This is a genomic window from Shewanella insulae, assembly GCF_009831655.1.
In the GTDB taxonomy this organism is placed as follows: domain Bacteria; phylum Pseudomonadota; class Gammaproteobacteria; order Enterobacterales; family Shewanellaceae; genus Shewanella; species Shewanella insulae.
The window spans coordinates 1-18,197 of record NZ_WRPA01000016.1; the positions used below are offsets into that span (position 1 = coordinate 1).

The 18,197-nt window shown below is 56.6% G+C and carries 14 protein-coding genes; 9 read left to right on the top strand and 5 right to left on the bottom strand.

Features of this window, described 5'->3' with window-relative positions; genetic code table 11:
* Positions 1 to 226: 226 nt before the first annotated feature.
* The 4 genes from GNT65_RS15810 to GNT65_RS15825 all read right to left on the bottom strand — a co-directional run bounded on the left by GNT65_RS15810 (position 227) and on the right by GNT65_RS15825 (position 3,628).
* The gene (locus GNT65_RS15810) at positions 227 to 583 is read right to left on the bottom strand and encodes a hypothetical protein (RefSeq protein ID WP_160797953.1); all 357 of its coding nucleotides are present in this window, start codon (positions 581 to 583) and stop codon (positions 227 to 229) included.
* Between the two features lie 573 nt (positions 584 to 1,156).
* Positions 1,157 to 1,507, bottom strand: a complete 351-nt coding sequence (locus tag GNT65_RS15815) for a hypothetical protein (protein ID WP_160797955.1) — start codon at positions 1,505 to 1,507, stop codon at positions 1,157 to 1,159.
* A gap of 65 nt (positions 1,508 to 1,572) precedes the next feature.
* Positions 1,573 to 2,226, bottom strand: coding sequence for a DJ-1/PfpI family protein (locus GNT65_RS15820; protein ID WP_160797957.1), 654 nt, complete (start codon positions 2,224 to 2,226; stop codon positions 1,573 to 1,575).
* A gap of 505 nt (positions 2,227 to 2,731) precedes the next feature.
* Positions 2,732 to 3,628: a LysR family transcriptional regulator gene (locus GNT65_RS15825; protein WP_160797959.1), complete on the bottom strand. Its 897-nt coding sequence runs from the start codon at positions 3,626 to 3,628 to the stop codon at positions 2,732 to 2,734.
* A gap of 187 nt (positions 3,629 to 3,815) precedes the next feature.
* Here GNT65_RS15825 and GNT65_RS15830 point away from each other — a divergent pair, with 187 nt between their 5' ends.
* From GNT65_RS15830 to GNT65_RS15860, 7 genes are read left to right on the top strand one after another with little or no spacing between them, the layout of a single operon-like run.
* The gene (locus GNT65_RS15830; protein ID WP_160797961.1) at positions 3,816 to 5,000 is read left to right on the top strand and encodes an acetyl-CoA C-acyltransferase; all 1,185 of its coding nucleotides are present in this window, start codon (positions 3,816 to 3,818) and stop codon (positions 4,998 to 5,000) included.
* Between the two features lie 20 nt (positions 5,001 to 5,020).
* Entirely contained in the window at positions 5,021 to 5,695 is a 675-nt protein-coding gene (locus GNT65_RS15835; RefSeq protein WP_160797963.1) for a histidine phosphatase family protein, read from the top strand.
* A gap of 11 nt (positions 5,696 to 5,706) precedes the next feature.
* On the top strand, positions 5,707 to 6,957 hold the full coding sequence (locus GNT65_RS15840) for an acyl-CoA dehydrogenase family protein (protein ID WP_160797965.1): 1,251 nt from the start codon (positions 5,707 to 5,709) through the stop codon (positions 6,955 to 6,957).
* Complete coding sequence (locus GNT65_RS15845; RefSeq protein ID WP_181006329.1) at positions 6,954 to 7,991, top strand: phosphotransferase family protein; 1,038 nt, start codon at positions 6,954 to 6,956, stop codon at positions 7,989 to 7,991. The genes GNT65_RS15840 and GNT65_RS15845 overlap by 4 nt, the downstream gene beginning before the upstream one ends.
* Positions 7,992 to 7,995: 4 nt before the next feature.
* Complete coding sequence (locus tag GNT65_RS15850) at positions 7,996 to 8,763, top strand: SDR family oxidoreductase (RefSeq protein WP_160797967.1); 768 nt, start codon at positions 7,996 to 7,998, stop codon at positions 8,761 to 8,763.
* 14 nt (positions 8,764 to 8,777) lie between these two features.
* Positions 8,778 to 9,524 carry an SDR family NAD(P)-dependent oxidoreductase gene (locus tag GNT65_RS15855; RefSeq protein WP_160797969.1) on the top strand — a complete coding sequence of 249 codons (747 nt, stop codon included), beginning with the start codon at positions 8,778 to 8,780 and terminating at the stop codon, positions 9,522 to 9,524.
* A 32-nt stretch (positions 9,525 to 9,556) separates the two neighbouring features.
* Positions 9,557 to 11,683 (top strand): 3-hydroxyacyl-CoA dehydrogenase NAD-binding domain-containing protein, encoded by a 2,127-nt coding sequence (locus tag GNT65_RS15860; protein WP_160797971.1) that lies wholly within the window; start codon positions 9,557 to 9,559, stop codon positions 11,681 to 11,683.
* Between the two features lie 175 nt (positions 11,684 to 11,858).
* Here GNT65_RS15860 and GNT65_RS15865 read toward each other — a convergent pair whose 3' ends face one another.
* Positions 11,859 to 12,575, bottom strand: a complete 717-nt coding sequence (locus tag GNT65_RS15865; RefSeq protein WP_160797973.1) for a TetR/AcrR family transcriptional regulator — start codon at positions 12,573 to 12,575, stop codon at positions 11,859 to 11,861.
* Positions 12,576 to 13,111: 536 nt separating this feature from the next.
* Here GNT65_RS15865 and GNT65_RS15870 point away from each other — a divergent pair.
* Together GNT65_RS15870 and GNT65_RS15875 are read left to right on the top strand one after the other, a co-directional pair.
* A complete protein-coding gene (locus tag GNT65_RS15870) occupies positions 13,112 to 14,821 on the top strand; it encodes an AMP-binding protein (protein ID WP_160797975.1) in 1,710 nt (569 codons plus the stop codon).
* Positions 14,818 to 18,102 carry a carboxyl transferase domain-containing protein gene (locus GNT65_RS15875; RefSeq protein WP_160797977.1) on the top strand — a complete coding sequence of 1,095 codons (3,285 nt, stop codon included), beginning with the start codon at positions 14,818 to 14,820 and terminating at the stop codon, positions 18,100 to 18,102. The genes GNT65_RS15870 and GNT65_RS15875 overlap by 4 nt, the downstream gene beginning before the upstream one ends.
* The last annotated feature ends 95 nt before the right edge of the window (positions 18,103 to 18,197 follow it).

An 18,197-nucleotide genomic window follows, 5' to 3' on the forward strand; every position in this document is an offset into this window, starting at 1 on the left:
GAAAGAAGTTCGGCGAAGGAAAAACTATCGAATAACAGCGCAGCATTTACGCTGGGCAATGCATGAATACATCAAGTTGGTTCACACTGCTGGGAGACCTGAATTATGAGGGGATCCCCCAGCGCCCGCATAATGGGCGGATTATGCTTGGCTAAAATCAGCGAAGAACGAGCGCCAGCCAAGCGTAAGGCGTCCATTCATTAATGCGTTTGTTATGTGCTCTCAGCTAACCAGTTACAATTCTATGCTTTTGTTTGACTGGTTCGGATAGTGACCAACCCATTTCTTTAGCAACCAGCTTGGCAAGTGACCTAATTTCATCCCAATTAGGATTTTCATATAGAGCACTATTTTCAAGGTACATGGCTGAGAATTGCGTACCTGAATGCTGAATAATGAAAACATCTAACGCTTCAATAGATGCTGCTTGTTCAGGTGTTAAGTCGCTAACTTTCAAGTTGTCTAAGCATTCACCAAACTCAAGAACCAACTCATCGCCAACAGCCGAGAAACTTGGATAAAGTGCCTCTTGGACTTTTGCTGATGCAGCAAGTGCCATAATCGAATTTTTCAGGTTATCCATATTTCTACCGGAGCACATAACATTTTATTAGTGCGCATGCGCGTTTACCTCGTTGGACCAGTGAAAACGCGCACAGTTAACTATCTGTATGTAATGAACTTATCAGCGTTTTGCCGCTTTTCATATAAGTAATCCATCTGGGAAAACGCGCATGCGCGTTTTCCAAACCTATTATCTATTTAACAAATCATCTAAGCAGTTGACTTTAAAGATATTAATTTAAACTTAAATGAGAAAACGTGCACGAACATAGAGCGAAAATCGTTCAAAACCCTAATGATTTTAATATGACTGTATACTGATCCAGTTTTTAGATTCGCTATTCACACCAAATACCGCCAAATCGAAGAGACAATAGATACCGAGTGTAGATGCATCTGCGGACGTCGATGGCAGGGATGCCATCGTCGAGCCTACAAGGAAGTATTCACGGCGTGTAGCAGATGTATCTGCACAAAAGCGAGCCGCAGGCTATTAATTACAGCGAAGGTACGACCTTCAATCGCCTCTCCAGCATCCATGCAGGTCTGAAGACGTACAGCATGTCACCAAATGCTAATCAAACAGGACGCCCTAATGACTCCCCTGTTTGTTCCATTTACGAATGACGTTTCCATGCTTATCACGCCAACCTTCAATTTCGGGAGTTGAAAGAAGGTACGCATGAAAAGTAATGATTCCGAGTGTCTTACGAACTCTCTCGGCCCAAACAACACCCGCAACAGCGCCGACACCAGCTGTGCCGTAGCAGATATTTAAGGCGGTTTCGAAGTCAAAAAGATAAAATCCAAATACACTCAACATACAAAAAATTGCGGTTGCAGAAAGTACGATTTGAAAGTACAGCCATGCAAAGATTAACCAAGCGGTTAGATCTAGATAGCCTTCCAGTGGTTTCATGATCAATTGCTTCAGAAAATTCATATAACTCCATTTATTTATTTCTGAATCTAACTCTTACCAGCTAACGCCTACGCATGCCTTACTCCCTATACCACCAAAGACTCGGCATCACTCTCACACGCTAAGCGATACTCATAGGCGGATTCCGCCGATTGGATAGTCTCGGAAATAAGCGTTTCGAATATCTCCATTTGCCCTGCGGGGATCAACTGATTCTGGATCTGTTTGCGTTTAGCCGAGTCAAACAAACGCTCGGCTAACCAGCCCACTAGATAGAGGAGAGAAAGACAGCCACCAGCGGTTGCTATGTTCCCCTCTATCACCAGGGGTAGATCCTGAACATCACCGCCCATACCTTGTAGAACCGCCTTAGCATCAGGGTTTGTCGTTTGCTTCTTCCCCTTCAGTAACCCCAGCTCATGAAGCACAAAGGAGCCCGCACATATTGAGCCAATCAACTGCCTGCTCGGGTCGAGTTTTAAGGCAGACATAAAATTCTCATCTTGCAACGCCGCGGGAATACCTCGGTAACCACTGGTGATGAGGACGACATCTTGCTCCTTTACCTCAGACACATGACCGTCAGTCTTCACCGTCATCCCTAGCTGTGAATGATGCTCAGGTTTAGTGCCGAGTATCCTGACCGTCCAGCTATCAGAGGTTCTTCCCAGCAAGTCATTCATCAAAAAGAAATCTACGTCGGTAAAGTCATCAAACAACACGATGCCAACTTTATACATAATCCCTGTACCCTTAACCACTTAGCTATGAATCGAATCACTCCTTACTGTGAATTAGCTATATCTTTGTAGCCGCATGCTAGCGTGAACATCAAAGAGGCGACACCCAGCCGCCTAAAAACCAATTTATTCAATAGCGGCAATTGGTTATCAGAGTTATATCTCACAAACAACTAAGAAAGCACTCAAAAAAACCGAGCCTCCCCCAGTTCAAACCCAGATATCGAAAAATTCAGCCTTACGACTTATTCATTCAAAGGCACCACGCCAGCAATAGACAATGCCAAATCGAAGAGACGATAGATACCGAGTGTAGATACGCCGGTGAGCTTCCGAAACAGGGATGTTTCGGTAGAGCCTAAAGGGATTTATTCACGGCGTCTCACAGGCGTATCTGCACATCCCTCGCCGGGCAGGCGTTAAGTAACCATGAAGGTACGAACTTCAATCCCCCCTCCAAGCACCATTTCGGCAAGCGCTACAGGCTAAAGAAAACCAATTTGATCTACCCCTGCCCCTGCATCAGCGCAGTAATAAACTCCCGCAACCAGCGGTTGGCGTTATCCTGATCGGCGCTGCGATGCCAGTAGAGATGCCACTCTATCGGCTCCACCTCGAAGGGCAGCTTAAGCACCTTAAGGTCGGTATTTTTCGCCAGGCTCTCGGGTACTGTGGTCGCCAGATTCGTCTCGGCCACCAGCTTGGGCGCGGCCTGATGATGCTTGGTGCGTACCTGAATGTTGCGATGCTTACCGAGACGGTTAAGCGCGGCGTCGACATAACCTACCCCCTGACGGCGGCTGGAGACATGAACATGGGAGAGGGCCAAATACTGCTCCAACGTCAGGGAGTCGCCAACCTCAGGATGATCCTTCCTCACCAGGCACACATAGGGCACAGTAACCAGTGGATGATGGTAAAGGTCGGGATGGGTGACTATGGGGGCGTCGATGGCCAAATCCAGCCTGCCGGAAACAAACTCCTTGAGCATCTCCTCCCGCGATACCGGATAGCTGGAGATAGACAGCCTGGGCGCATGCACCTGCAAGGCGGCAAGCAGGGATGGCAACATGGTCTCTTCGGTCACATCGAACATTCCCAGCTGAAAGTGATGCTCTGCAAGCAGGGGGTCGAAGCTGTCCCCAAGCTGCATGCTGCTGCTCAGCAGCTTCAGGGCTTCACGCACCTGGCCTATCATATTTTCTGCCACGGGCGTGGGCATCATGGCCTTGGGAGTGCGGATAAACAGGGGGTCGTTGAGGCTGGTTCGCAGGCGGCTCAGAGCATTACTAACCGCGGGTTGAGTGATACAGAGGCGCTCCGCTGCCCGGGTTAGATTGCGTTCGGTGTAGATGGCGTCGAACACCACAAACAGATTCAAATCAACATTTTGCAGGCGCATAGACGCTCCCGTTGGCAGCTGGATATATACATCACATGAATAGCAAGGTATCAAAATAATAAAGTACGTAAATATTAGTACAGCCACTATACTTTTTTCAACGCAAAGATCGCCAACGAACGGTCTAAACCATTATTAAAGATGCGAGGATTGAGCATCAATCCGCTACTAGTTTAGGGAGCCCAAGATGAGAGAAGCCGTAATTGTATCCACCGCCCGCACCGGGATGGCAAAGTCATTTCGCGGATCGTTAAACAACACCAAGTCCCCTACCATGCTGGGCCACTGCATCAAGCACGCCGTCCAGCGCGCCGGGGTCGAGGGCGGCGAGATAGATGATGCCATCATGGGCACGGTGCTCACCGCCGGCACCGCCGGGATGAACATCGCCCGCAACGCCGTGCTTGCCGCCGGCCTGCCTAACACCGTCTCGGCCCAGACCATAGACCGTCAATGCTCATCGGGCTTGATGGCCATCGGCATGGCCGCGAAACAGATCATCGTCGATCAACAGCAGATAGTGGTTGCCGGCGGCCAGGAAAATATCACCGCCGTACAGAATGAATATATGAAGTGGGCCGCCGATAACGCCGACCCCAAGGTGATGCAATTCGAGCCCCACGCCTACATGCCAATGCTGAAGACCGCCGAGCACGTGGCCAAGGTCTATGGCGTCAGCCGCGAGGCTCAGGACATTTATGCCTTGATGTCGCAGCAGCGCACCGCGGCCGCCCAGGAAGCCGGCTACTTCGACGACGAAATCGTGCCCTTCACCACCACCATGGCGATTCAGGACCGCGAGACCAAGGCGATCTCCTACCAGCAGGTGACCCTGGACCGCGACGAGTGTAATCGCCCATCGACCACCATGGAGAGCCTGCAAAATCTGTCGCCTGTGATCGAAGGTGGCTTCATTACTGCGGGTAACGCCAGCCAGCTCAGCGACGGCGCCTCCGCCTGTGTGGTAATGGAGCGTAAACTGGCCGAGCAGCGAGGTCTGGCGCCACTTGGCATCTACCGCGGCATTGCGGTGGCTGGCTGCGCGCCGGAAGAGATGGGCATAGGCCCCATCTACGCCATCCCTAAGCTACTGAAACAGCACGGCCTGACCATAGATGATATCGGGCTGTGGGAGATCAACGAGGCCTTCGCGGTGCAGGCGCTCTATTGCCGCGACCATTTGGGCATCGATCCCGCCCGCTACAATGTCAACGGCGGCGGTATCTCTATCGGCCATCCCTACGGCATGACAGGCTCGCGTCTGGTGGGCCATGCGCTCATCGAAGGCAAGCGCCGCGGCGTCAAATATGTGGTCGTCGGCATGTGTATCGGCGGCGGCATGGGTGCGGCCGGCCTGTTTGAAGTCGCCTAACAGGGCTCGGAACAAGACTGATGGCAGCGCTATATCTTATCCGGCACGGTCAGGCCTCCTTTGGCAGCGCCAACTATGATCAGCTCTCAAACCTGGGCACCCAGCAGTGCCTCTGGTTGGGTGAGTACCTCAAAGAGCGCAGCGTCCGCTTCGAGCGCATCATCTGCGGCGATATGGCGCGCCATCGCCAGTCGGCCGAGGCGATCTGCCAAGGGCTTGAGCACAGCCTTGAATTTGAATGCCACCCTGGCTTCAATGAGTTTGACTTTGTGACGCTACTGAAAGGCTTCGGCGAGGCAGCCCCGCAGCACGCCATCAGGGATTGGCGCAATCCCCGCGAGGTGTATTCCTGCCTCAGGCTCGCCATGTTGGCCTGGTCGGAGAACGCCCTGCCCGCCGAGGTGGCGCTGGAAAGCTGGCAGGACTTTCAGCAAAGGGTGGCCGACGGGCTGGATTTTGCCCGCAGTCAGTCTAAGGGCAACACACTGGTTGCCACCTCGGGCGGCGCCATCAGCGTTGCCCTGAGCCAAATCATGGGCTTTGGTGCCCAGACGGTTATCAACTTAAATTTACAGAGCAAGAACTCGGGGATCACCCACTGTTATTTCTCTGAAACTACCACCTATGTTACTGGCATCAATGCCACCCCCCATCTGGATCGCCCAGACCGATGGGATTCGGTCAGCTACAGCTAAAGGAATCTACCATGAACTTCGAATTCTCACCCAAAGTACAAGCGCTGCGCGAACGTCTGCTGGCCTTCATGGATGAACACATCTACCCCAACGAATCCTTGTGGGAGCAACAGGTCGAAGAAGGCGATCGCTGGGAGTCACCGGCCATCCTTACCGAGCTGAAGGCCAAGGCCAAAGACGCCGGCCTATGGAACCTCTTCCTACCCCAAGTCTATGGTGAATTCAGTCCAGGCCTGACTAACCTTGAATATGCGCCCCTGGCCGAGATCATGGGCCGAGTCTACTGGGCCTCAGAGGTGTTTAACTGCAGCGCGCCAGACACGGGTAACATGGAGGTGCTGGCCCGCTACGGTAATAAGGAACAACAGGAACGCTGGTTGCAGCCCCTGCTAAATGGCGAGATCCGCTCGGCCTTCTCCATGACAGAACCCGATGTCGCCTCCTCCGATGCCACCAACGTCGAGACCTCCATCGTCCGCGACGGCGACGAGTATGTGATCAACGGCCGCAAGTGGTATATCTCAGGCGCCTGTAACAATCACACCCAAATCCATATCGTGATGGGCAAGACAGACCCCGATAACAGCAACAAATACATTCAGCAGTCTATGATACTGGTGCCGGCCAACACCCCTGGGGTCAAGGTCGTACGCCCCATGAAGGTGTTTGGCTATGACGATGCCCCCGAGGGCCATGCAGAGGTGATTTACGACAATGTCCGCGTGCCGGTAAGCAACATGCTGCTGGGTGAAGGACGCGGCTTCGAAATCGCCCAAGGCCGCCTCGGCCCAGGCCGCATTCACCACTGCATGCGTACCGTGGGCCTGGCCCAGCGCGCGCTGGAGCAGATGTGTGAACGGGCCGAGACCCGCATCGCCTTCGGCAAGCCACTGAGCAAGCAACAGTCTGTACGTGAAACCATCGCCAAGTCGGCCTGCGAGATCGAGCAGGCACGCCTGCTGACCCTCAAGGCGGCGGCCAAGATGGATCAGGGCGGCAACAAGGCCGCCAAAGACCTGATCGCCATGATCAAGATTGTCGCCCCCAACATGGGCTGCGCCGTTATCGACCGCGCCATTCAGATCCACGGCGGCGGTGGTCTGAGTCAGGACTTCTTCCTGGCCAAGGCCTACACAATAACCCGCTCCATCCGTCTGGCCGACGGCCCGGACCAGGTGCATATGATGCAGCTGGGTCGTAACCTGGCCCGCGACATTCATGCCGCTCACCTCGGCAGCCAAAATCAGGAAGCCGTATCATGAACCGCGCCGTAGAGAGTCTGGATCTCGACACACTCCAGCCCTATCTCGAGGCCCATGTAGCCGGCTTTAAGGGGCCAATGCAGATCGAGAAGTTTGCCGGAGGCCAGTCTAACCCCACCTTCAAGCTGACGACGGCGTCTGGCACCTATGTGCTGCGCCGCCAGCCACCAGGCAAGCTGCTCAAATCCGCCCATGCGGTGGATCGCGAGTACCGGGTGCTCAAGGCGCTGGCCGACACAGATGTGCCGGTGGCCAAGGTGTATCACCTCTGTGAAGACACCAGCGTCATAGGCTCAATGTTCTACCTGATGGAGTACTGCGAGGGGCGCATCTATTGGGACGCCGCCCTACCCGAGGTGAGCCGCGAGGAGCGTGGCCAGCTGTACGATGAGATGAACCGGGTATTAGCGGCGCTGCACAGCGTCGATATCGACAAGGTGGGCCTTAGCGATTACGGCCGGCCCGGCAACTACTTTCAGCGCCAGTTCGACCGCTGGAGCAGCCAATACCGCGCCTCGCAGACCGGTCATATTGAGGCGATGGAAGCCTTGATGACCTGGCTGGGCAGTAACATTCCACAAGATGACGGCCGGGTATCACTGGTTCACGGCGACTACCGACTGGACAACCTGATGTTCCACCCAACTAAGCCAAAAGCCGTCGCCCTGCTGGACTGGGAGCTCTCGACCCTGGGCCACCCCTTTGCCGATCTTGGCTATCTCTGCATGCAGATGCGCATGCCTGCCATAGGCACTGTGTCTGGCCTTCGCGGTAAAGACCTGGCCGAGCTTGGGATCCCAGATGAGCAGGCCTATGTGAACAGCTACTGCCAGCGCACCGGCATAGACAAGATAGACAACTTCGGTTTCTACATCGCCTTTAGCTTCTTCCGCCTGGCCGCCATCATCCAGGGCGTCGCCAAGCGTGCCATCGATGGCAATGCCTCCAACAAGAACGCCGCCGAGCTGGGCCAGCATGTAGGGCCACTGGCGGAAATGGCGCTGGAAGCCATCGCCGATCAGATAAAGGAGTAACGCCATGGATAATAAATCACTGTTTGACCTAAGCGGGCGTATCGCCCTGGTAACCGGTGCCAGTCGTGGCATAGGCGCCTCCATCGCCGAGCTGTTGGCCGCCTATGGCGCCCATGTGATTGTCGCCAGCCGCAAGGCCGAAGGTTGCCAGGCGGTGGCCGAGCAGATCATCGACAATGGCGGCAGCGCCGAGGCGATGGCCTGTCATGTGGGGGATCTCGAGGCCATCCAGGCCACCTTCGAGCAGATCCAGGCCAAACACGGCAGGCTGGATATCCTGGTCAACAACGCCGCCACCAACCCCTACTTCGGCCATATTCTCGATACGGATCTCAATGCCTTCAACAAGACCATGGAGGTGAACCTGAGGGGCTACTTCTTTATGTCGGTCACCGCGGGTCGCATGATGCGCGAGCAGGGCCACGGGGTGATCCTCAACACCGCTTCGGTCAATGCGCTGCAGCCCGGGGAGATGCAGGGGATCTACTCCATCAGCAAGGCGGCCGTGGTCAGCATGACCAAGGCCTTTGCCAAGGAGTGCGCCCCGCTTGGGATCCGCTGCAACGCCCTGCTGCCCGGTTTCACCAAGACCCAGTTTGCCGGCGCCCTGTTCAGTAACGACAAGATCTATCAGCAGCTGATCGCCAGGATCCCCATGGGCCGCCACGCCGTGCCCAACGAGATGGCTGGCGCCGTGCTCTACCTAGTCAGCGATGCCAGCAGCTACACCACGGGCGAAACCTTGGTGGTAGATGGCGGCCTGACGCTCTAACAGAGGAAGAATCAATGCAGTCGAATTTTGAAGGTAAGGTGGTGCTGATCACAGGCGCCGCCAGCGGTTTTGGCAAGCTGCTGGCCCAACGTTTGGCCCCTCAGGGCGCCAAGCTGGTGCTGGGCGATATTAACGAAACGGCGCTCGACACCCTGTGCAGCGAACTGGGTGAGTGCGCGGTCGGTCTGCGCTGTGATGTGAGCATAGAGGCCGATCAGCAGGCCCTGGCTCAGCTGGCCGAGGATAGTTTTGGCCGCCTGGATATCGCCATCAACAATGCCGGTATCTCTGCGCCCATGAAGAGCCTGCTGGACACCACAGAGGCCGACATGGACCTTAGCTTCGCCATCAATACCAAGGGGGTGTTCTTCGGCATGAAGGCGCAGATCCCCCTGATGCAGCAACATAAGTGTGGGGCGATTTTAAATGTCGCCTCTATGGCCGGCATTAACGGCGCCCCCAAGCTGACCCCCTACGTGGCCGCCAAGCATGCCGTGGTGGGCATCACCCGCACCGCGGCGCTGGAGTTTGCCGCCAAAGGCATTCGGGTCAACGCTATCTGCCCCTTCTTCACCCCGACGCCTATGGTGACCGAGGGGGTAGATCCCGCGCTAATCGAGCAGCTGACCCGCGCCGTGCCCATGCGCCGCCTGGCCGATCCAAACGAAGTGGTCAGCGCCATGCTGCACATGGTCAACCCGGACAACGGCTTTATGACAGGCCAGGCCATTGCCATCGATGGTGGCGTCTCTGCCATCTGATCCTCATTCACAACAATAACAAGGGTATCCCTATGACGAACGCCACCCTGTATCAAATTCATGGACGCACCGCCGTCATCGTACTCAACCAGCCGCCGGTCAACAGCCTGGGGCTGGCGCTGCGCACCCACCTGCTGGCCGATCTCAAGAGAGCCGAAGCCGATGAGTCGGTCGACGCCATAGTGCTCGCCTCCTCGGGTAAGCTGTTTTGCGGCGGCGCCGACATCAGTGAATTCTCTTCCGAAGACGCCCTCGCCGAGCCCAACCTGCCTCAGGTCTGCGATGCCCTGGAGAACTCTCCTAAGCTGGTTGTCGCCGCCGTGAACGGCCTGGCGCTGGGCGGCGGCTGTGAGCTGACGCTGGCCTGCGACTATCGCATCGCCCTGCCTGCGGCCAAGCTGGGCCTGCCCGAAGTTAATCTCGGCATCCTGCCCGGCGCCGGCGGCACCCAGCGCCTGCCCCGCATCGGTGGCGTTCAGCTGGCCCTTGAGATGATCACCAGTGGTCGTCCCCTCACAGCCGCGGCTATGTTACAAGCAGGCGTGATCGATAATTTGTATCAAGAAGGCGGCGACTTCATCCAGGCTGCGGTCGACTTTGTCCAAGAGCTGGTCGCGCAGCACAAGCCTAAGCGCAGCTGCTTCGAGATGAGCGTGGACACCAGCAAAGTCAGCAGCGAGATCTTTAACGAGTTTCGCGCCGCCATTGCTAAGCGTAGCCGCGGCTACTACGCCCCCGAGCGCTGCATTCAGGCGGTGGAAGCGGCTTGTGAACTGCCGCTGACCGAGGGCCTTAAGCGTGAGCATCAGCTCTTCATGGAGTGCCTGAATACGCCCCAGGCCCGCGCCCAGCAACATCTGTTCTTCGCCGAGCGTGGCGTTGCCAAGATCCCTGGCATAGACCCTAAAACCACGGCGACCCGCGAGATCCGCAAGGTGGCGGTGATAGGCTCTGGCACCATGGGCGGCGGCATCGCCATGAACTTCATCAACGTAGGGATCCCCACACAGCTCCTGGATCTCAACGGCGAGGCCCTTGAGCGTGGCCTTGGGGTGATCCGCAAGAATTACGAATATACCCTGAAGAAGGGCAAGCTGAGTCAGGCTCAGCTCGATGAGCGTATGGCGCTGCTCAGCGGCACCACAGATTATGCCGACATCGCCGATGTCGACCTGGTGATCGAAGCCGTGTTCGAGAAGATGGAGATCAAGAAGCAGGTATTTAAGACCCTGGATACCACCTGTAAGCCCGGCGCCATACTGGCCACCAACACCTCCACCCTGGACGTGGACGAGATAGCGGCGGTGACCTCGCGGCCTCAGGACGTGCTCGGCCTACACTTCTTCAGCCCGGCGAACGTGATGAGGCTGCTGGAGATAGTGCGCGCTAACAAGACGGCGCCGGATGCCCTGCTCACCACTGTGCAGCTGGCACAGCGGATCAAGAAAGTTCCTGTGGTCTCAGGCGTCTGCTGGGGCTTTATCGGCAACCGGGCGACCGACTCTTACCTGCGTGAGTCCATGTCGCTGATCCTCGAAGGGGCGAGTCCGGCGCAGATAGACAAGGTACACTCAGAGTTCGGTATGCCTATGGGGCTGCCCTCAATGGTCGATCTCGCGGGTATCGACGTGGGCATCCTGACCCGGGAAGATCGCAAGGCATTCACCACAGATCTGGACCCCAGCCACTTCGCCATACTGCACAAGCTCTACGCCAAGCAGCGCTATGGCCAGAAGACGGGTCGCGGCCTCTATATCTATGAGGGACGCGACAAGCAGGAGGACCCGGAGGTGTTGGAACTGGCCGCAGAGGCCGCCAAGAAGTTCGGCGTGACCCGCCGCTCGCCTGAGCAGATAAGCGACCAGGAGATCCTCGAGCGTACCATCTACCCCATCATCAACGAAGGGGCGCGGATCCTGGAGGAAGGCATCGCCCTGCGGGCCAGCGATATCGATATCGTGCTGGCTTACGGCTTCGGCTTCCCCATCTTCCGTGGCGGCCCCATGCAGTATGCCGACGAGATAGGCCTGGAGACGGTGCTGACGGCGCTGAACAAGTACCGCGACACCCTGGATAAGGGAGAGCTGTGGTTTAAGCCTGCGCCCCTGCTGGAGCAGCTGGTGAGAGAAGGCAAGACCTTCGCCCAATACCAGGCTTAGCAGACGGTTAATCGGTGAATGGCCGTGTAGCTAACTCGCGGCCAGTAGATACTTGTTAAAAGGTAAGGCGCGCCATAGGGCGCGCTTTCGTCGTGGAGGGATTTTCCCGAGGCTGGCTTTGCACCAAACAAGAAGAGGCGATCACCAAGCTAACTGACGACCGGCCTGGTTCAGACTAGTTACTGTCGGGCTGCAGTCCGCGGAAGAAGATGGCCACCATCTCTTCGTAGGTGCGCTTATAAATCTCGCCGTTAGCCTGTTCGTCGGGCATACACAGCCAACGCTGCACTATATCGACACGAAGCAGGTCATACATCTCACAGACGAGTTGTGGAGCGATATCGCCGCGTATGAGCCCCAACTCCTGTGCCCACTTGACCCTGTCCACCCGCGGCTGACGATACTCGGGCGGGAACAGCAAATTTTTGCCGGCAGGCACCTGAGACGAATAATAGACTGAAGAAAATAACTCTGTGTGGCGCATGATAATCTGCAACACATGGCGATGGGCAATCACCCACTCCTGAATTTGAGGCAAATTTGGCGGTACTAGCGCCGAGCGAATATCTGTCACGCCTTCGGTATGCAGCGGCCAGAGGTTAACCTGGCGCAACCAGCTCAGCAGCAGCTCCTCCAGCAACTGTGCCTTACTGGGAAAGTAGTTGAAAAAAGTTTTCTGGCTGATATTGGCCCTTGCGGTGATCTCATCGACCATCACCTCCTCGAAGGGCAAGGTCGAAAAAAGCTCCTCGGCGATATCCAGCAGGGTTTGACGCATCTGCTGCTTCTTACGCTCTCTTAGACTCATCTCGGCTCTCTTACCTTCAGCTTTAACGCCAGCCTTATCTTCTGCCATGCCCTCTACCTTCCCCTCAGCCTTACTTTCTGCCATATCGTCCGCCACCTAAAACCTCACCTTGAGCACGCTTCAAGTGAAAACGCTTTTCTCGAAAACACTTTTCTTAAAAACGCTTTTTTTTCGAAAGCACATGAAAAATATCCCGGCATTCTAACTTACTGCCTTGATAAAACGAACTTTAGTTAGCTCGTCGCCAAGCCTGATCCGCCTCTGAGATGTCACGTTCGCACAACCCCAAATGTAAATTAATTTAACAATAAGTCGTAAGTATTAACATCATAATTGACATATTTTTATAGTTACTGTAATTATACATTTGCTGTATAAGTAATGCCTAATGCCGAAATCCACAGATGGCTGCCGACCAAAATCATGGTCAAAACAGCCGCGGGATAAGGCGCTTCAGCGTCAACAAGACTATAAGAAATTTCAAGCAGGACAGTTAACGGCTCCGGCTGCAAGGACTGGGTTGACTTGAATCGAAAACGCCAGGTGGTGCCCTAGGGCTAATCATGAGTTAGCACGATATGACCGGTACCGGCCCATAACAACAATAGCGAGGCAGAAACATGAACGAGCAAACCTATCTCCAGCAGGTCAAAGCACTCCAAGCCGCTAGATGGCCCAAAGGCACACCACGGGAGCCCATCTACCCCCATGGCGAAAAGCCGGTCACCGAGTATCTCTCCGCCTGGGCGAGGCTCACCCCTACCAAGGTGGCCATTCAGTTCTACGGCTATGAGCTGACCTACGCCCAGTTGGATGAGATGAGCACCCGCTTTGCTAACGTCCTCAGAGGGCTTGGCGTGGGCCAGGGTGACGGGGTAGCCGTATTCATGCCCAACTGCCCGCAGTTTCACATCGCCTTTCTCGGCATCTTAAAGTGCGGCGCCGTGCACATGCCTGTGAGCCCACTGTCGAAAGAGATGGAACTGCGCCACCAGCTGGGTGACAGTCAACCTAAGGTCGCCCTATGCTACGACGCCCTGCTGCCCACCATGCGCCCCGTCTGCCAGGAGCTGGGCATAGAGCACATCATCACCACCAGCTATACCGATGTCAGGCCCCGCGCCATCACCGCCGTGCTGCCAGATCTGTTTGAGATCCCCAAGACCCCCTTGGCAGATGGCATCATCGATTTCTTCGAGGCGATAGATAACGCGTCTAAGGAAGTGCTGGACTATATCCCGGCGCTGGACGACCTTGCGGCCATCAACTACACCAGCGGCACCACCGGCATGCCCAAGGGCGTGATGCACACCCACCGCAACATGATAGGCACCATGGCCTCTTACTATCCGGTCACCTTTGGTGAGGTCGGCCCCGAAGGCACAGATCTGGTGATGCTCAGCTTTCTGCCGGAATTCTGGATTGCCGGCGAAGACACAGGCTTACTGCTCCCCCTGTATTCGGGCGCGACTCTGGTATTGATGGCCCGCTGGGATACCAAGGCCTTTATGGAACTGGTTCACCACCACAAGGTGAATATGACCATCATGCTGATAGACAGCGTGGATGAGATCCTCAACCACCCTCAGCTCCACCAATTCGACCTCACCTCGCTAACCACAGTGCCCTGCATCTCCTTCATCAAGAAACTGAATAGAGACTACCGTCAACGTTGGCGCGAGCTGACCGGCACCACACTGTTCGAGGTGGCCTATGGCATGACTGAGACCCACACCTGCGACACCTTCACTCGCGGCTTCCAGGTAGACGACATGGATCTCTCCTTCGACCCGGCATTCCTTGGCCTGCCCGTCCCCGGCACAGAGATCAAGATCTGTGACTTTGTCACTGGCGAGCTCATGCCCCTGGGCGTGGAAGGCGAGATTCAGATCCGCACCCCAACCCTGCTCACGGGCTACTGGAATAAGCCAGATCTGAACAAAAACCTGTTTGAAGAGGGTGGCTGGTACCGCACCGGCGATCTGGGAATGATCACAGAGGAAGGCTTCTTCCGTTATCTGGGCCGCCGCAAGGAGATGCTCAAGGTCAACGGCATGAGCGTATTCCCCACCGAGGTGGAAAGCATGCTGGGCCAACATCCGGCCATCGCCTCATGCGGCGTCGTCGGTCGCCCCGACGAGCGCAAGGGTCAGGTGCCAGTGGCCTTCGTTACCCTAAAGCCCGGCTGCGATGAGACCGAAGAGTCCCTGCAGGCCTGGTGTGTGAATGCCATGGCCATCTTCAAGGTGCCTGAGATCCGCATCCAGGAGAGATTACCTATGACCGCCACCGGCAAGATCCGTAAGGTGGATCTGGAGAAAAGTTTATGACACGTGTTTTTAATCGGATCCTGATTGCCAATCGAGGTGAAATCGCTATCCGTATCGCACAGACCTGTGCCGATATGGGCATCGACAGCCTGGCAATCTACGCCGAAGACGACAGTCAGTCGCTGCATACCAAGAAGGCTGATCAGGCCGTGGCCCTCCAGGGCCGCGGCGTCAAGGCGTACCTGGATATCGAGCAACTGATTGCCGTGGCTAAGGCCCATGGGTGTGATGCCGTGCACCCAGGCTATGGCTTCCTGTCTGAGAACAGCAGCTTCTCGCGTCGCTGTCAGGAAGAAGGGATCTGCTTCATCGGCTCATCGGCCGAGCTCTTAGATCTGCTGGGCAACAAGGCCACTGCCCGGGAAACCGCCCTGCGCTCAGACACACCGCTCACCGGCGGCATCAACAAGCCCTGCAGCCTGGAAGAGGTGCAAGCCTTCTTCACCAGCCTGGGTGATGGCGCTGCCGTGATGATCAAGGCCCTGGCCGGCGGCGGCGGGCGCGGCATGCGTCCCGTCAGCCGCTATGAGGATCTGGCCGAGGCCTATCGTCAGTGCCGCGAGGAGGCAATTATCGCCTTCGGCAGCGGCGAGCTGTATGTGGAGCAACTGGTGCAACACGCCCGTCACATCGAGGTGCAGATCTTGGGTGACGGCACGGGCGCCGCGGTGCATGCCTGGGAGCGCGAGTGCACGCTGCAGCGCCGTAATCAGAAGCTGCTGGAGATCGCCCCCAGCCCAAGCCTTGACGACGCGACGCGCATGCCGATCATCGAGGCGGCATTGCAGCTCGCCTGCGACGTGAAATACCAGGGCCTTGGCACCTTTGAGTTCCTGCTGGACGCAGACGATCACAGCAAGTTCTACTTCATGGAGATCAACCCACGGATCCAGGTGGAGCACACCATCACCGAAGAGATCACCGGCCTGAACCTGGTCAAGTTACAGATACAGCTCGCCGCCGGTAAGACGCTGGCGGAGCTGTCACTGACTGAAGCACCGGTCAAACGCGGCTGCGCCATTCAGGCCCGCATCAACCTGGAGCAGATGTTACCTGACGGCAGCACTAAGCCTGCCTCTGGGGTGATCAAGGCCTACCAGGTACCTAACGGCCATAACGTGCGCGTGGATGACTATCTGTACGCAGGTTACAAGGTCAGCCCCAGCTACGACTCATTGGGCGCCAAGATCATCGCCAAGGGCGAAGACTACGGCGCCGCGCTGAACAAGGTCTACCTCAGCCTCAAGGCCCTGAATATCGACGGGGTGCAGAGCAACAAGGCGCTACTGATGAACCTGCTGCAGCGTGAAGAGGTGCAGCACAACCGTCTCAGCACCCGCTTCGTCGAGGGGCACATGGCCGAGCTGTTGGCCGATGATGACCACCACGAGCACTTCTTCAACATCGCCAGCGACCAGCAAGAAACGGTGCAGGCGGTGAATATTCCCGCCGGCTGTGAGGGGGTCAAGTCTCCCACCGCAGGCGTTCTGGTGCAGGTCAATATCGAGTCTGGCGATGAGGTATACGCCGGCCAGGAGATCGCCGTCATCGAGGCGATGAAGATGGAGATCCCGGTAAAATCTGAGCACGCAGGTACCGTCACCGAGGTGCTAACCGGCAATATCGGCGAGGTGATCGACGAGCATCAGATCTTGGCGGTGATTCAGCCGGGCGAAGTCTCGGTCACCGGCGGTCAGACCGAGATGGAGATCGATCTCGATTATATTCGCGCTAACCTGGCCGAGTTCTTCGACCGCAGGGACAAGACTTTAGATGAGAGCCGCAGCGAGGCCGTGGCCAAACGCCATAGCGAGGGCAAGCGCACCGCTCGGGAAAACCTTAACGATCTCCTCGACGAAGGCAGCTTTAACGAATATGGCCAGCTGGCCATCGCCGCCCAGCGGCAGAAGCATGCCATCGACAAGTTGGTGGAGATCAGCCCAGCCGATGGCAAGATCACCGGCATAGGTACAGTCAACGCCGATAGCTTCGGCGATGAAGCCGCGCGCTGCGCCGTGATGTCCTACGACTACACTGTCATGGCGGGCTCACAGGGCCTGGTCAACCACAAGAAGACCGACCGCCTGCTGGAACTCTGTAAGAAGTGGAAACTGCCACTGGTGATCTTCGCCGAGGGGGCCGGTGGGCGCCCCTCGGATACCGACTACCCTGGTGTGGCCTTCCTGAACCTGCACACTTTCTCCTCCCTGGGTGAGTTGTCAGGTTTGGTGCCCACCGTGGGTATCGCCGCCGGGAACTGCTTTGCCGGTAACGCGGCCCTCTACGGCGTGTGCGATCTCACCATCGCCACCCGTCAGGCCAGCATAGGCATGGCGGGGCCTGCGATGATCGAAGGGGGCGGCCTGGGCGTCTATAAACCCGAAGAGGTTGGGCCGCCGTCGGTACTCAGCCCCAACGGGGTGATCGACATCCTGGTAGAGAATGAGGCCGAGGCGGTTGCGGTCACCAAGAAGTACCTCTCCTACTTCCAGGGGGACCTGAGCGAATGGCAGGTGGCGGATCAGCGCAAATTGCGCCACCTGATCCCCGAGAACCGCATGGCCATCTATGACATTCGTGAAGTGATCGACACCCTGTGTGACAAGGACTCGGTATTGGAGCTAAGGCGCGAGTTTGCCAAGAATATGATCACCGCCATGGTGCGTATCGAGGGCAAGGCCTACGGCCTGTACGCCAACGACCCACGCTTCCTCGGCGGCGCCATAGATGCCGATGCCGGCGACAAACTGGCCCGCTTTATCCAGCTGTGTGACGCCCACGACATTCCTATGATCTCCCTGTGCGACACCCCGGGCTTCATGGTGGGCCCTGAGTCGGAAAAACGCGCCACGGTGCGCCATATCTCCCGCCTCTTCGTCCACGGCGCTAACAGCACTGTGCCTCTGTTTGCCCTGGTGCTGCGTAAGGGCTATGGCCTGGGCGTCATGGGGATGACGGGAGGCGGCTTCACCGCACCAGTGTTTACCGCCTCCTGGCCAAGTGGCGAGTTTGGTGCCATGGGCATAGAAGGTGCGGTGCGTATCGCGGCCAAGCGACAACTGGAGGCGATAGCCGACCCAGATGAACGCGAAGCCACCTTCAAGGCCATGGTGGATAAGCTCTACAGCCATGGCAGCGCCATCAATACCGCCAGCTATCTGGAGCTGGATGCGGTGATCGATCCCATGGAATCCCGTGAGTGGATCGTTCGCGGCCTGGCCTGCCTGCCAAAACCCGAGAAGCGCAGCGGCAAGAAACGTAACTGTATCGATACCTGGTAAATCCTAAGGCTGTCAAACAACTCATTTTACCGGTATCAGATAAGCCCAAAGCCAGTCAGTGCGACGCACAGGCTGGCTTTTTTTATCCCTCTCTC

Coding starts and splice junctions, on each gene's coding strand:
- GNT65_RS15810 (WP_160797953.1), bottom strand. CDS start 583: ATGGATAACCTGAAAAATTCGATTATGGCACTTGCTGCATCAGCAAAA.
- GNT65_RS15815 (WP_160797955.1), bottom strand. CDS start 1,507: ATGAATTTTCTGAAGCAATTGATCATGAAACCACTGGAAGGCTATCTA.
- GNT65_RS15820 (WP_160797957.1), bottom strand. CDS start 2,226: ATGTATAAAGTTGGCATCGTGTTGTTTGATGACTTTACCGACGTAGAT.
- GNT65_RS15825 (WP_160797959.1), bottom strand. CDS start 3,628: ATGCGCCTGCAAAATGTTGATTTGAATCTGTTTGTGGTGTTCGACGCC.
- GNT65_RS15830 (WP_160797961.1), top strand. CDS start 3,816: ATGAGAGAAGCCGTAATTGTATCCACCGCCCGCACCGGGATGGCAAAG.
- GNT65_RS15835 (WP_160797963.1), top strand. CDS start 5,021: ATGGCAGCGCTATATCTTATCCGGCACGGTCAGGCCTCCTTTGGCAGC.
- GNT65_RS15840 (WP_160797965.1), top strand. CDS start 5,707: ATGAACTTCGAATTCTCACCCAAAGTACAAGCGCTGCGCGAACGTCTG.
- GNT65_RS15845 (WP_181006329.1), top strand. CDS start 6,954: ATGAACCGCGCCGTAGAGAGTCTGGATCTCGACACACTCCAGCCCTAT.
- GNT65_RS15850 (WP_160797967.1), top strand. CDS start 7,996: ATGGATAATAAATCACTGTTTGACCTAAGCGGGCGTATCGCCCTGGTA.
- GNT65_RS15855 (WP_160797969.1), top strand. CDS start 8,778: ATGCAGTCGAATTTTGAAGGTAAGGTGGTGCTGATCACAGGCGCCGCC.
- GNT65_RS15860 (WP_160797971.1), top strand. CDS start 9,557: ATGACGAACGCCACCCTGTATCAAATTCATGGACGCACCGCCGTCATC.
- GNT65_RS15865 (WP_160797973.1), bottom strand. CDS start 12,575: ATGGCAGAAAGTAAGGCTGAGGGGAAGGTAGAGGGCATGGCAGAAGAT.
- GNT65_RS15870 (WP_160797975.1), top strand. CDS start 13,112: ATGAACGAGCAAACCTATCTCCAGCAGGTCAAAGCACTCCAAGCCGCT.
- GNT65_RS15875 (WP_160797977.1), top strand. CDS start 14,818: ATGACACGTGTTTTTAATCGGATCCTGATTGCCAATCGAGGTGAAATC.